We start from the raw sequence: 14,513 nt of genomic DNA on the forward strand, positions 1-14,513 counted from the left end.
CGACGCCTCTTCCACTCTCGCTATAAGGCACGCTCGCCCATGGCTCAGGCTCAAGCACCGGTTGCCCATCCACCGCTGGAAGGCGCACGGCTGGTAATCGGCACCATTGCGGTATCGCTCGCGGTGTTCATGAACGTGCTCGATACGTCGATTGCCAACGTGTCGATTCCGTCCATTTCCGGCGACCTCGGCGTGGCATCCGATCAGGGCACGTGGGTCATCACGTCGTTCGCGGTCGCCAATGCGATTTCCGTGCCGCTCACCGGCTGGCTGACCGACCGGGTCGGCCAGGTGCGGCTGTTCATGGCGTCGATCGTGCTGTTCGTGATTTCGTCGTGGATGTGCGGGCTCGCGCCGAACCTGCCGTTCCTGCTCGCGTCGCGTGTGTTCCAGGGCGCGGTGGCCGGCCCGATGATTCCGCTGTCGCAGACCTTGCTGCTGGCCAGCTACCCGCGCGCGAAAGCGCCGATGGCGCTATCGATGTGGGCGATGACGACACTGACCGCGCCGGTCGCCGGACCGATTCTCGGCGGCTGGATTTCGGACAACATCTCATGGCCGTGGATTTTCTACGTGAACATTCCGGTCGGCATCATCGCGGCGCTCGCGACATGGGCCATCTTCCGTGAGCGCGATTCGATTATCAAAAAAGCGCCGATCGACAAGGTCGGCCTCGCGCTGCTGATCACCTGGGTCGGCTCGCTGCAGATCATGCTCGACAAAGGCAAGGACCTCGACTGGTTCTCGTCGACCACGATCGTCGTGCTGGCGCTGGTCGCGGTGATCGCGCTGGCGTTCTTTATCGTGTGGGAACTGACCGACGCGCATCCGGTGGTCGACCTGTCGCTGTTCAAGCTGCGCAATTTTACCGGCGGCACGGTCGCACTATCGATTGGCTATGGCTTGTATTTCGGCAATCTCGTGCTGCTGCCGCTGTGGCTGCAGACCGACCTCGGCTATACGGCCACCGACGCCGGCATTGTGATGGCGCCGGTCGGGCTGTTCGCGATCCTCCTTTCGCCGGTCACCGGCAAGATACTGCCGCGCACCGACCCGCGCTATATCGCGACCGCGTCGTTCATCATCTTCGCGCTGTGTTTCTGGATGCGTTCGCGCTATACGACCGGCGTCGACACGTTCGCGTTGACCGTGCCGACGCTGATCCAGGGCGTCGCGATGGCCGGCTTCTTTATTCCGCTCGTGTCTCTGACGCTGTCGGGGCTGCCGGGTAGCCGGATTCCTGCTGCTTCGGGGTTGTCGAACTTCGTGCGGATCATGTGCGGCGGCATCGGCACGTCGATCTTCCAGACCGCGTGGGATCATCGCTCGATCCTGCATCATGCGCGGCTCGCCACGCAGGCGAATCCGTATAACCCGACCTTCGATGCGTCGGTGCAACAGATGGGCCAGTTAGGACTCAGCCAGCAACAGGCGTATGGCCTGTTCAATTCGATGGCGACGCAGCAGGCCGCGCAGTTGGGCGTGAACGATCTGTTCTATATCTCGGCGGGGATCTTCCTCGCGCTGATTGCGCTGATCTGGATCACCAAACCTGAGCGCTCGGGCGGCGGCGATGCGGGCGCGGCTGCCTCGGCGGCGCATTGAAGTGTGCTGCACGAGGCATCGACGCGATCAACGCGTACGCACGCGAAACGGAACCGTACGTACGCGAACCCGGCCGCGCCGGTCAAGTGACTTGAACACGCCGAAACGGTAGATTCGGCTATCTCAATATCTGCCGATGGCTTTTTGCCGAACCTTTATGAACAGTCGTTTTCTGAACCGGCTTGCAGCGGGCGTCACGCTCGGCTTTGCCGTATTGTCGGGCGCCGCGCACGCGGAAGTGATCAAACCGATCAAGGCCACCCAGACCGAGATCGCCGGGAACCTCTTTCAGCGCAAGGATGCGGTGCACGAGAACAAGAACGGCAACGCAACCACCGACGTCGTGACGTTCACGTCCAAAGACAATGCGTTTCAGACCGGCATGTACCGGTCCGGGCCGCTGCATGAAGTAGACGATATGGCGGGTGGCTACCCGTACAACGAGTTCATGTACTTCATCTCGGGCAGCGTCACGCTGACGTCGGCGGATGGCTCGGTAATGACCGTGCATGCGGGTGAAGCCGTCACGCTGCCGCGCGGCTGGACGGGCACGTTCGATACGAAGGGTTATACGAAGATGTACGTCACGTATAACCCGGACGATATCAAGAAGTGATGGGCGGCGGCGCCTGTGAGCGCGCCGCGATGTGGGGTGGTTGGTGCGTGCAGCATGCTACGGTTGGTGCGGGTTGCGGTTGGTGCGGGTTGCTGCGGTTGCCCGTCGCAATTGTCGTCGCTGCGGCTCAGGACGCCGCGCTCACCACCAGACGCTCCGGCGCCAGCACGCCCTCGCCCGGTTTTGCAACGCCGAGCAGACGCGCGTCTTCGGCCGCATACACGCGCACGCGCGGCGCCTGCCGCGCCGCGTCGCTGATCGACAGATCCGCGAGACGCAAGCGCTGGCCATGCAAAAAACGGCGCGTCGCTTCGGCATCGAGCCGCACCTCGGGAAACGTCGACAACAACGCGTCGACCGGTTGCAGCCACTGGTCTCGCTCGCCTTCGGCGGCGTCGGACAACGCGTCGAGCGTCACCGCGTGCTCGAGCGTCAGCGCGCCGACAGCGGTGCGCCGCAACGCGATCAGATGCGCGCCGCAGCCGAGCGCCGCGCCGACATCTTCAGCCAGCGTGCGGACATACGTGCCTTTGCTGCAGGTCACGCGGAACGTGACGTCCGGCAACGCGCACGCGCTCATCTCGAGCGCGTGTATCGTCACCTGGCGCCCTTCGCGCTCCACCGTCTTCCCGGCACGCGCGTATTCGTACAGCGGTTTGCCGTCGCGCTTCAGCGCGGAATACATCGGCGGCACCTGTACGATGTCGCCACGAAAACGCGCCAGCGCATGCACCACCTGCTCCTGCGTGCATTGAACCTCGCGAACTTCGAGCGCCTCGCCTTCCGCATCGCCGGTGGCGGTGGTGATGCCCAGGCGCATGGTCGCTTCGTAGGTCTTGTCGGCCTCGAGCAGGTCCTGCGAAAACTTGGTCGCTTCGCCGAAACACAGCGGCAGCAAACCCGACGCGAGCGGATCGAGCGTGCCCGTATGGCCGGCTTTTTTCGCCAGATACAGACGTTTCGCGCGAATCAGCGCATCGTTGCTCGACAGGCCCACCGGCTTGTCGAGCAGCAGTACGCCATCCAACGCGCGGCGCGGCACGCGCGGCCGCTGCTCTTTCTTTGAGGCTTCAGTCATATCGGCACAGGCGGAACGTCAATCGTCAGTCGTCTTTCGCGCGATCGGCGTTCGCTTCGTCGATCAGACGCGACATCTGCACCGCGCGCTCGATCGTCTTGTCGTAGTGGAAGTGCAGCGTCGGCACCGTGTGAATATGCAGGCGCTTGAACAACTGATTATGCAGATGGCCGGCCGCATGATTCAGCGCGACCTGGGTTTGCTCCGGGTCGCCGGTCAGCGTCGTGAAATACACCTTGGCGTGCGCATAGTCCGGCGTCAGTTCGACGCTCTGGATCGTCACGAGACCGACGCGCGGATCTTTAACCTCGCGCAGCAGATCGGACAGATCGCGTTGAATCTGATCGGCGATCTGCACGTTGCGATTCGGGGAAGTACGTTTTTTAGGCATGTGATGGCTCGATAAAACAAAGGGCGGAGCCGGCTTTGCGCCCGCTCCGCCCCTTTATGCGCGGCGCCGCGTTTTTACAGCGTACGCGCGACTTCCGTGACTTCGAAGACTTCGAACTGATCGCCTTCGACGATGTCGTTGAAGTTCTTCACCGACATACCGCACTCGAAGCCCTGGCGCACTTCCTTGACGTCGTCCTTGAAGCGCTTCAGCGAATCGAGCTCGCCGGTGTGGATCACGACGTTGTTGCGCAGCACGCGCACCGACGACGTACGCTTGACCACGCCGTCCGTGACCATACAGCCGGCCACCGAACCGACCTTCGGCACCTTGAACACCTGGCGAACCTCGACCGTACCGGTGACGACTTCGCGCTTCTCCGGCGGCAGCATGCCGGACATCGCAGCCTTAACCTCATCCACAGCGTCATAGATGATGTTGTAGTAGCGAATGTCGACGCCGTTCGTTTCCGCCAGCTTGCGCGCCTGCGCATCGGCCCGCGTATTGAAGCCGACGATGACCGCCTTCGAAGCCGTCGCGAGGTTGACGTCCGACTCGCTGATGCCGCCGACCGCGCCGTGCACGATCTGCACCCGCACTTCGTCGGTGGACAGCTTCAGCAGCGCCTGCACCAGCGCTTCCTGCGAACCCTGCACGTCGGCCTTGACGATCAGCGGCAGGTTCTGCACTTCGCCTTCGCCCATCTGTTCGAGCATGTTCTCGAGCTTCGCGGCCTGCTGCTTGGCCAGCTTCACGTCGCGGAACTTGCCCTGACGGAACAGCGCGATTTCGCGAGCCTTGCGCTCGTCCGGCATCACGATGACTTCTTCGCCGGCCGCCGGCACTTCCGACAGACCCTGGATTTCGACCGGGATCGACGGACCTGCCGACTTGGTGGCCTTGCCGGTTTCGTCGAGCATGGCCCGCACGCGACCGTAGGCGCTACCTGCCAGCACGACGTCGCCGCGGTTCAGCGTACCGGACTGCACGAGAATCGTCGCAACCGGACCCTTACCCTTGTCGAGCTTCGCTTCGATCACGAGGCCCTTGGCGGGTGCTTCGACCGGTGCCTTCAGCTCCAGCACTTCGGCCTGCAGCAGCACGTTTTCGAGCAGATCGTCGATGCCAGCGCCGGTTTTCGCCGACACTGACACGAACGGCGAATCGCCGCCGTATTCTTCCGGCACCACGCCTTCGGCCACCAGTTCCTGCTTGACGCGATCCGGATTCGCATCCGGCTTGTCGATCTTGTTGATCGCCACGACGAGCGGCACACCGCCCGCTTTCGCGTGCGAGATTGCTTCCTTCGTCTGCGGCATCACACCGTCGTCGGCGGCGACCACCAGAATCACGATGTCGGTTGCTTTTGCACCACGTGCACGCATTGCCGTGAACGCTTCGTGACCCGGCGTATCGAGGAACGTGATGACGCCGCGCGGCGTTTCGACGTGGTAAGCGCCGATATGCTGCGTAATGCCGCCCGCTTCGCCGGCCGCCACCTTGGCGCGCCGGATGTAGTCGAGCAGCGAGGTCTTGCCGTGGTCGACGTGGCCCATCACCGTGACGACCGGCGGACGCGGCAGTGCTTCCGCATCGGTTGCCTCGCCTTCGACCAGCATCGCTTCCGGATCGTCGAGCTTCGCCGCCACTGCGCGGTGACCCAGCTCCTCGACGATGATCATCGCGGTTTCCTGATCGAGCATCTGGTTGATGGTCACCATCTGACCCAGCTTCATCATCACCTTGATGACTTCCGAAGCCTTCACCGACATCTTGTGCGCGAGGTCGGCCACCGTAATGGTTTCCGGCACGTGCACTTCACGTACGATCGGCTCGACCGGCGCCTGGAAGGTGGTCGAATCCTGATGCTTGCCGCGCCCCTTCGGGCCGCCGCGCCAGCCGCGGTCGACACCGCCGCTGCTGTCGCCACGCGTCTTGATGCCGCGCCGCTTGGCTGCGTCGTCCTGCCAGCCGCCCTTGCCGCCGCCGGGCTTCTTCTTGTCGGCGCCGGGCGCCGACGAAGGCGTGGTGGTCGAAGCCGGCGTTGCTGCAGCAGGCTTCTTCGCCGCCGGACGCGCCGGCGCGGTTTCGCCAGCCGGACGTGCCGGCTTGTGCAGCGTGCCCTTCGCTTCGGCCGCCTTCGGCTGTTCGACCGGCTTCGGTGCCGGCGCGGGTTCCGGTGTCTTGGCTTGCGCGGCCTTGCGCGGCGTATTCATCATTTCGCGAATCGCACGGGCTTCGGCTTCGGCCTTCGCACGGCGCTTCGCGACTTCTTCCTGTTCAGCGCGCGTCTTGTCGGCAGCGGCACGCGCAGCGTCTTCAGCCTTCTTCGCTGCTTCGCGTTGCGCGGCGCGTTCGGCGGCCGCACGCTCGTCATCCTGTTCGGCAGCCTGCGTCGCCTGCTGCTCGGCCTGCTCGCGCGCAGCGGCCTCGGCCAATGCCGCGGTACGCTTCTTCGCTTCTTCTTCGGCGCGGCGGCGCTCGGCCTCGGCCGCCTGTTCGCGCGCCTGGCGTTCCGCCTCTTCGCGCTCCAGACGCTCCTGGCGTTCCTTCAGCTCCAGAGCCTGCTGTTCGAGCAGTTCGGCCTCGTGGCGCGCCTCTTCCTCACGACGCTGCAGCTCGAGATCTTCCGCTTCAGGCGCCTGATCAAGCGCCTGACCGGGTGCCGCTTCCTGGTCCCCTGCCTCGTCCCGACGCACGAAAGTACGCTTCTTGCGCACTTCGACCTGAATGGTTCGAGCCTTACCCGTCGCGTCGGACTGCTTGATTTCCGACGTGTGCCGTCGCGTGAGCGTGATCTTGCGCTTGTCGGCATCGTTCGAGCCGTGCGACTTGCGCAAGTGGTCGAGCAGACGTGCCTTGTCCGTTTCGGACAAAGCGTCGTCTTCACTTGCTTTCTCGACCCCCGCCGCCTGCAGCTGCTCGAGCAGCACGCCTGCAGGCATTTTCAGTTCCGCGGCAAATTGGGCTACGTTGTTACTCGCCATTCATTCCTCTTAGTGCAAGGACCAGTTCCTTGCGGTTAGCATCGGGTCGTGCGGCCATATCACTTCGAGGCGGCTTCAAAGCAGGCTTTAATCGTGGCAAATGCACATTGCAAATACACATGGCAAATGCGCACGGTTAAAGCGCAGGCTTCGAGGCGGCATCGAAGGGCCGCGTTCAGGTCAGTGGTTCATGGTCATGTCGTCACTCAAACCAGTGTTCACGGGCCTTCATAATCAACGCCTTGGCGGCGTCCTCTTCAATTCCGGTCATTTCGACCAATTCATCTACTGCCAGCTCGGCCAGATCGTCACGCGTGTGAATCTGCTTTTCGCCGAGCGTCGCAAACAATTCCGGGCTCATGCCGTCGAGACTTTTCAGATCGAGCGCAACACCCTCGACCTTCTCCTCGTTAGCAATCGCCATCGTCAGCAGCGCGTCGCGCGCGCGGTTGCGCAATTCGTGCACCGTGTCCTCGTCGAACGCTTCAATCTCGAGCATCTCGTTCAGCGGGACGTAGGCGATTTCTTCGAGGCTCGTGAAGCCTTCGTCGATCAGGATGTCGGCTACTTCTTCGTCGACATCGAGACGCGCCATGAACAGGTCGCGCAGGATACCGCGTTCCTGATTCTGCTTCTGGGCGGACTCGTCCGGCGTCATGATGTTGATCTGCCAGCCGGTCAATTCGCTGGCAAGACGCACGTTCTGGCCGCTGCGGCCGATAGCGACCGCCAGCTCGTTTTCGTCGACGACGACGTCCATCGCATGCTTTTCTTCGTCAACGACGATCGACTGGACGGCTGCCGGCGCGAGCGCGCCGATTACAAACTGGGCGGGATCTTCCGACCATAGCACGATGTCGACGTTTTCGCCACCGAGCTCGTTACGCACTGCCTGCACGCGCGAGCCGCGAATGCCAACGCATGTACCGATCGGATCGATGCGTTTGTCATAGGCGACCACGCCGATCTTCGCGCGCACGCCCGGATCGCGAGCGGCGGCCTTGATCTCGAGCAAACCTTGCTCGATTTCCGGCACTTCCATCTCGAACAGCTTCATCAGGAATTCGGGCGCGGTACGCGACAGCTCGATCTGCGGGCCGCGCGCGGTGCGATCGACCTTGCCGATGTAGGCGCGCACGCGGTCGCCCACGCGCAGGTTTTCTTTCGGGATCAGCTGGTCGCGGCGCAGCAGCGCTTCGACGCGACCCGATTCGACGATGAAATTGCCCTTGTCGAGACGCTTGACCGTACCGGTCATGATGCTTTCGCCGCGCTCGAGGAAGTCGTTCAGGATCTGCTCGCGTTCCGCGTCGCGCACCTTCTGCAGGATCACCTGCTTGGCGGCCTGTGCGCCGATCCGACCGAATTCGATCGACGGCACCGGCTCTTCCAGAAAATCGTCGATCTGCGCATCGGCTTTCTGCTCGCGCGCTTCGAATAGCAGGATTTCCTGATCCGGCTCTTGCAGGCCCGCTTCATCCGGCACGACACGCCAGCGCCGGAAAGTTTCGTGCTCGCCGCTTTCACGGTCTATCTGGACGCGGATGTCCGCATCCTCGTCGAAGAGTTTCTTGGATGCCGACGCGAGCGCCGCTTCGAGCGCGGCAAATACCACGTCCTTGTCGACGTTTTTCTCGCGTGCCAGCGCATCCACCAGCATCAACACTTCGCGACTCATTGTTTGCGGCTCCTAAAGTCAACTTTCGGAACAAGGCGTGCTTTATCGATATCCGCGAGCGTGAAATCCAGCAACGCGGCGCCTTCCTTCCCTTCAAATTCAAGACCGATCGTCTCGCCCTGCGGGGCATGCAGAATGCCGCGGTACGATTTCCGACCGTCTAATGGCTTTTTCAACGTGATCACCGCTTCGCTGCCTGCGAAGCGCTCGAAGTCTGCCAGTTTCTTGAGCGGCCTATCGAGGCCAGGCGACGACACTTCGAGCCGTTCGTAATCGATATTCTCGACCGTCAGAACGTGCTGGAGCTGACGCGTGACTTTTTCACAGTCTTCGATCGCGATGCCGGCAGGCTGGTCGATATAGATGGTCATCATGCCGCGCCCGGTGCGCTCGAGATCGACCAGCTCGTAGCCGAGACCCACGACCGTCGTTTCAATCAGTTCCGTCAGTTGCACAGTGCCCTCTAAGATGTTCGCGCGGCGAGCCTGTGCCGGGTTGCCATCGGAACACCTGCGGGCTGCGCGCCAGGCCGGCGCACGGTGCCCGTGCCACTCAAGATGCCGAACCCCGCTGCCGATATAGCGAGCGAGCCGTAAAAGCTCGCCGTATTCGAACCTGCGCGGCAAAAAAAAATGGGCGAAACGCCCATCATCTTATTGCCGGTGGTCGCACCTGAGCCGCACGCGAAGAACTTCTTACCAACCGCACGCCCAGCGACTTTGTGATTGTAGCCATTTTTCGGCCCAAACGCAAACCACCCGACGCGCGGGACCCGCGCATTCGCGCGCGATTTGGCGCCAATCCTTGCTGCAAAAGCCCGCGTTTGAGTGCTTCGATGTCGAGGATCGCGGCAAGGGCGCAATTGGCTTTCAGGTCGGCATCGCGTTGGGGTGCGAGGTTGGCGCTTCGGATCGCGTATCGACACCCCGCCTGCCACGCGCGGAGCGCATGATCTGCCACCTGATTGCGCGCCGCTGCGTTCTCAAGCCGCGGCGGCGCATCTGACGCCGCGCGGGTTACGCATGGGCCGACGGCAGTTTGTGTAGCACCTGCCGCCGCGTGCGCCCTGGTGGTGCCTGCGCCTAGCGACCGCGCGTGCGGCCGCGCGGGGCGCGATTATTGCCGCCACCAGCGTTCGGATTGCCGCCACCGCCGCCGCCACTGCCGCCGCGGTTTGCATTGCCGCGATTACCCGCCTGCATGCGATTGCCACCGCCCGGCCGACCGCCGCCGCCGGTCGGCGCACGATTGCCGCCACTGGTCGGCGCACGGTTGCCGTCGACCTCGCGGCCGTCGCGTGCGCCGCGGCCATTGGTGCCGTTGCTACCGCCGCCGCTGTTGCTGCGCCGGCTGTCCGTGCGATTGCCGTTGCGGCCGCCGGGACCGCCGCCCAGCCCGCCGTTCAGCGCGTTGAACGCACTGCCGCCCGCCGCGCCGCGCCGGCCGCCACCGCCCGCGCCGCCGCGCGGCTGCGAGTCGAAACGGCCATGCGACATCAGCACCGGCTCACGGTTGATAAAGCCCATCGACGTCTGCATCGGGTCCGGCTGACGCCGCTCCGGCGCCGCATTGCGGGCGCCCTTCTCTTCAGCCGGCGCCTTCAGCCCGACCGATGCCAGCAGGCTGCGCACGTCGTTTTCTTCGAGTTCTTCCCAGCGGCCGCGCTTCAGGCCGCGCGGCAACGTGATCGGGCCATGCCGCGTGCGGATCAGCCGGCTCACCATCAGGCCAGCTGCTTCGAACATGCGCCGCACTTCGCGGTTGCGCCCTTCGGCCAACGCGACGTGATACCAGTGATTGGTGCCCTCGCCGCCGCCGTCGCGAATGCGCAGAAAATTTGCTGGGCCGTCGTCCAGCTCGACGCCGGACAGGAGCTTCTGGCGCATCCCTTCGGCCAGCTCGCCGACCACCCGCACCGCATATTCGCGCTCGACGCTATAGCGCGGGTGCATAAAGCGGTTGGCCAGATCGCCGGAGGTCGTCAGCATCAGCAGACCTTCGGTGTTGAAGTCGAGACGACCGACCGCGAGCCACTTGGCGGTCTTCATCGGCGGCAGCTTGTCGAATACCGACGGGCGGCCTTCCGGATCCGCATGGCTGACGATCTCACCAGTCGGCTTGTGATACAGCAGCACGCGTGGCGGCTTGTTGGCCAATTTGCGCTTGATCGGCTTGCCGTTGATGCGCACCAGATCGGTCGGCATGATGCGCTGGCCGATGTGTGCCGGCTCGCCGTTCACCGACACGCGGCCGGCGACGATCAGCTCTTCCATCTCGCGGCGCGAGCCCATGCCGGCTTCGGCGAGCACCTTGTGCAGCTTCGGCGCGTCGTCGTCCGGCGACAGCACGCGCTTGGGCGCGGCCGGACGGCCGCGGCGCAACATCGGGGCGCGTACACCGCCGCCCTGCGCACCGCCGGCGTCGTTGTCGGCGTCGAATGCCGGAGAACTTACATAAGAGAACAGGTCATCCTGTTGAGCGGGGCTTGGCGCGGCGTTCTGCGCACCACCCTGCGGCGCCTTGTCGTCGCCGCCGCGGCGATTCTGGCGCGGCCGGCCGTCGCGCGGTTGCGCCGCCTGGCCATCGTCGCGCTTCGCGCCGTTGCGGCGCCCGCCTTGCGTCTTCGCGCCCGCATCCTTGCGGGGCATGCGCACCTGCGCGACGACTTCGCCGTCCGGAGGCGCTTCCGGCACAGCCGGTGCCGGCTGTGCGGCGGCGCCTTCAGCGCCGGCCGGCTTGCCCTTCGCGCCGGCGCGACGCCGCGCGATCAGGCTGCGCGGGCCGCGGCGCAAACCGCGGCGTGGGCGCTCGTCGCCTTCGGTTTCAGGCGCGTCGCTCGCGCGTTCGGCCCCATTCGCGGCGGGCGCGGTGCGCGCGTCTTCCACAGGCGCGGCACGCACGGCGCGCTCGGATTCAGACGAATCGGTGTCGTGGATGTCTGTCAAAACAACCTCAAAAAAGTCTGGTGGCGCGCGCCCATTGCGGACGCGGCATCGGTTCGGTTTATGTCAGGCGCTGCGCGATTCGGGTTCGTCGTCCGTCATCACGCCATCATCCTGAGCGGCATCGCGACGGTCTTCTGAACCGTCGTGCGCCGCCTGTGTCGAGTGCGGCTCGGCCGCCTGCTCCGCGTCGGCGCGAAGTGCGTCCGGCTCGCGTGCGGCTGGGGCGAGACCCGGCTGGGCGCCGGGCTCGTGATCCAGTCCGGCGGCACCCGCGTGGGGCTCGTGTTGCGCGTTCGCTGCGACGTGCGGTTCAGGCTCGTGCGCAGCGGGTTCGGATGACGACGCTTGCACTGTAGGTGCAGGTTCGTCGTCTCCGGTCATATTCTTTGCAACTGCTGGTTCTTCTTGCGCAGCGGCTGCGTTCCCGCGTGCCGGCGCTGTTTCGTCGGCCGCTTGCGTTGTTGCTGGCGTCGCCGGTAATGCACTGGGCTCGTCGTCAGAGCGCTCGTACGCAAGGTGTTCCGGGTGCGCTGCATCGGCCACTGCTTCGGAGTCGACGCCGGCATCCGCCTGAGCCGGCACGCCGCCATCGGACTCGTCGTGCGCGTGCTTCGCCGCGGACGTCTGCGCATCGGCAAAGGCGCCGGTCTGCGCCTGCTCCGTTACCTCCGTTACGCTCGTCGACGTCGAATCCGCATCGCCCGCCCCGTGCTGCTGCGCAAACGCCGAGCCTGCTTCACCTTGCTCCGCCTCGCGCGATTGCAAACCGGTTGCCGTGTCCGGCGCTACTGCCAGGCCAGCCGCCAATGCCGATGTGGCATCAGGCGCGGCTTCGTCTGCATCGGCTGGCGCACTTTCAACATGGTTCGACGCTAGCCCCTCATGCCCAGCCGCACCGGCACCAGCCGCCGTCCCACCTTCCCCGTCCGCAAACTCGATCGAGTGCTGCGCGAGCAGATCGATGTTCGCCTGCGCCGATGGATCATCCAGCGGCGGCAGTTCGTCGAGCGCTTTCAGCCCGAGGTCGTCGAGAAACGGCCGGGTGGTCGCATACAGCGCCGGGCGTCCCGGCACGTCGCGATGCCCGATCACTTCGATCCAGCCACGATCTTCGAGCTGCTTGACCACCTGCGTATTCACCGTCACGCCGCGAATCTCTTCGATATCGCCGCGCGTGACCGGTTGCCGGTACGCAATGATCGCAAGCGTCTCGAGCACGGCGCGCGAATACTTGGGCGGTTTCTCCGGATGCAATCTATCCAGATACGAGCGCATTGCCGGCTTGCTCTGAAAACGCCAGCCAGACGCGAGCGCGACCAGTTCAACGCCGCGTCCCGACCAGTCGTGCTTCAGATCTTCAAGCAACGTGCGAACCGTATCAGCCGACACGTTGTCGGCAAAGAGCTTACGCAACTCACCAAGCTTTAATGGCTCCTGCGCGCAGATCAATGCGGTCTCGAGGACGATCTTCGCCTCTTGGGTATTCATGCAGCTAGGTCAGACCCTGTGGTCAAAGAACCGGATCAAACAGACGACAAGCAGACGATGTAGAACAGAAGACGCGCTCGCCCGATTTTGATCGGTCATATTGATGGGAGCACGCACCGGGGGGAGGCATGAAAGGCTTTCGGGCCATCCCAGCCGGACGACGAAACAGCGATATTCCGGGAAGGAGTCGCGTGACTGGCTGCCATATTACGCAAAAACATTCCGTGCGTAAAGCGAGGCCGGACCCACTTGTGCGCGGTAGCGCTGAATCGCGGAAGCTTCACGCGTTTTCGATCAGAAACGTTAAGAATGCACTGAGCGACAGCCTGTCGCAGCGCCTTGCGCTACAGAGCGGGCGCCTGTGCAGCAGCAAGCGCCCCGCGAGCGACTCATTGCGCATGCCGCCCAATAAAGCGGCGCAGGCGCGCGACGCCTTCATCGAGGCGCGCCGGATCACACGCGTAGCACCAGCGCACGAAACCCTCGCCCTCCGGGCCGAAGGCGCTGCCTGGCGCAAGACCGAGCCCCACTTCGCGCACCAGCGCCTTGCACAACTCGAGACTGCCCGCCGCCGCGCCCGGCAGCGCGAAGAACAGATACATCGCGCCGGGCGGCGCCTTCACATCGACGCCCGGCAGCGTCGACAACGCCTGCACCAGATGATCGCGCGAGGCCTTCAGCTCGCCGATCAGCTGTTGCGTGAACGCCTCGCCGTGCCGTACCGCGGCCACGCCCGCCTGTTGTACGAAGGCCGGCGCGCACGACGTGTTGTATTCGACCAGCTTGCCGAGATCGTCCATCAGCGCAGCCGGCGCGACGATCCAGCCGAGCCGCCAGCCGGTCATCAGCCAGGCCTTCGAAAAGGAATTGACGCAGATCACGCGCTCGTCGCGCGCCGCGAGATCGAGCAACGACGGCGCACTGCGCGCAGCGTCCTGCTGCGGGCCGCCGTAGTAAAGCCGCTCGTACACTTCGTCCGCGACGATCCAGATGCCGTGACGGCGGCAATGCTCGAGCACCGCGCGCTGCTCGTCGCGCGTCATCACCCAGCCGGTGGGATTGTTGGGCGAATTGACCATCAGCAGCTTCGTGTCGGGCGTCAAGACCGCCAGCAGATGGTCGAGATCGAGCGCCCAGCCGTTCGCACGATATTCGAGCGCGACGGTTTCCACCTGCGCGCCGAGAATTTTCGGAATCTCGACGAGATTCGGCCACAGCGGCGTGACCGCGACGACCCGGTCGCCGGCGCCGACCACCAGTTGCGCGGCCAGCATCAGCGCGTTCACGCCGGCACTCGTCACCGCGATGTGTTCGACCGCGGTTGCGCCGTGCAGGCCGCTCACATAATCGGCAAGCGCGGCACGCAACGGTGCGATGCCGAGATTGTGCGTATAGAAAGTTGCGCCGGCCGCAAGCGCTTCGCTCGCGGCATCGCGGATGAATGGCGGCGTCACGCGGTCGGATTCGCCGAACCAGAACGGCAGTACGTCCGCCACGCCAAGACCTGCGTTCGCCACTTCGCGAATCTGCGAGGGCCGCAGCGCACGAACCGCGTCACGCGCATTCGGCAGGAACACACCAGACCGGCCCGTTTCGCTCATCGAAGGCATCCTGACAAAGTCGTCGAAAGGCAACAGTTTAGCGTGTGCCGCAGCCTGCTCAGGCGGCATGCTGCGTCGAAATTCGCGCTGCCCTGTCGACGCCCGCCCGTTGCGCTGGGCGGGC

General features: G+C 64.4%; 11 protein-coding genes. 3 read left to right on the forward strand and 8 right to left on the reverse strand.

Going from position 1 to position 14,513, the window contains the following annotated elements:
* The first annotated feature begins 39 nt into the window (after window positions 1–39).
* Together ACYVNQ_RS07955 and ACYVNQ_RS07960 are read left to right on the forward strand one after the other, a co-directional pair.
* Window positions 40–1,605: a DHA2 family efflux MFS transporter permease subunit gene (locus tag ACYVNQ_RS07955; protein ID WP_460901942.1), complete on the forward strand. Its 1,566-nt coding sequence runs from the start codon at window positions 40–42 to the stop codon at window positions 1,603–1,605.
* A 157-nt stretch (window positions 1,606–1,762) separates the two neighbouring features.
* Window positions 1,763–2,221: a cupin domain-containing protein gene (locus ACYVNQ_RS07960; RefSeq protein ID WP_460901943.1), complete on the forward strand. Its 459-nt coding sequence runs from the start codon at window positions 1,763–1,765 to the stop codon at window positions 2,219–2,221.
* A gap of 127 nt (window positions 2,222–2,348) precedes the next feature.
* Here ACYVNQ_RS07960 and truB read toward each other — a convergent pair whose 3' ends face one another.
* From truB to rimP, 5 genes are all read right to left on the reverse strand, one after another.
* Window positions 2,349–3,299: a tRNA pseudouridine(55) synthase TruB gene (truB, locus tag ACYVNQ_RS07965; RefSeq protein WP_460901944.1), complete on the reverse strand. Its 951-nt coding sequence runs from the start codon at window positions 3,297–3,299 to the stop codon at window positions 2,349–2,351.
* A 25-nt stretch (window positions 3,300–3,324) separates the two neighbouring features.
* Window positions 3,325–3,690 (reverse strand): 30S ribosome-binding factor RbfA, encoded by a 366-nt coding sequence (gene rbfA / locus ACYVNQ_RS07970; protein WP_460901945.1) that lies wholly within the window; start codon window positions 3,688–3,690, stop codon window positions 3,325–3,327.
* A gap of 74 nt (window positions 3,691–3,764) precedes the next feature.
* Window positions 3,765–6,677: a translation initiation factor IF-2 gene (gene infB / locus ACYVNQ_RS07975; protein WP_460901946.1), complete on the reverse strand. Its 2,913-nt coding sequence runs from the start codon at window positions 6,675–6,677 to the stop codon at window positions 3,765–3,767.
* A gap of 202 nt (window positions 6,678–6,879) precedes the next feature.
* Window positions 6,880–8,355 carry a transcription termination factor NusA gene (nusA, locus tag ACYVNQ_RS07980; RefSeq protein ID WP_460901947.1) on the reverse strand — a complete coding sequence of 492 codons (1,476 nt, stop codon included), beginning with the start codon at window positions 8,353–8,355 and terminating at the stop codon, window positions 6,880–6,882.
* Window positions 8,352–8,810, reverse strand: a complete 459-nt coding sequence (gene rimP / locus ACYVNQ_RS07985) for a ribosome maturation factor RimP (protein WP_460901948.1) — start codon at window positions 8,808–8,810, stop codon at window positions 8,352–8,354. The genes nusA and rimP overlap by 4 nt, the downstream gene beginning before the upstream one ends.
* 349 nt (window positions 8,811–9,159) lie before the next feature.
* Here rimP and ACYVNQ_RS07990 point away from each other — a divergent pair, with 349 nt between their 5' ends.
* A complete protein-coding gene (locus tag ACYVNQ_RS07990) occupies window positions 9,160–9,360 on the forward strand; it encodes a hypothetical protein (RefSeq protein ID WP_460901949.1) in 201 nt (66 codons plus the stop codon).
* Window positions 9,361–9,437: 77 nt separating this feature from the next.
* On the opposite strand, the gene rluB is transcribed toward ACYVNQ_RS07990, so the two are convergent.
* The 3 genes from rluB to ACYVNQ_RS08005 all read right to left on the reverse strand — a co-directional run bounded on the left by rluB (window position 9,438) and on the right by ACYVNQ_RS08005 (window position 14,389).
* A complete protein-coding gene (gene rluB, locus ACYVNQ_RS07995; protein WP_460901950.1) occupies window positions 9,438–11,300 on the reverse strand; it encodes a 23S rRNA pseudouridine(2605) synthase RluB in 1,863 nt (620 codons plus the stop codon).
* A 63-nt stretch (window positions 11,301–11,363) separates the two neighbouring features.
* Window positions 11,364–12,788: an SMC-Scp complex subunit ScpB gene (gene scpB / locus ACYVNQ_RS08000; RefSeq protein WP_460901951.1), complete on the reverse strand. Its 1,425-nt coding sequence runs from the start codon at window positions 12,786–12,788 to the stop codon at window positions 11,364–11,366.
* Window positions 12,789–13,177: 389 nt separating this feature from the next.
* Entirely contained in the window at window positions 13,178–14,389 is a 1,212-nt protein-coding gene (locus ACYVNQ_RS08005; protein WP_460901952.1) for a pyridoxal phosphate-dependent aminotransferase, read from the reverse strand.
* Window positions 14,390–14,513: the final 124 nt, after the last annotated feature.

This window comes from Paraburkholderia jirisanensis (assembly GCF_054782355.1).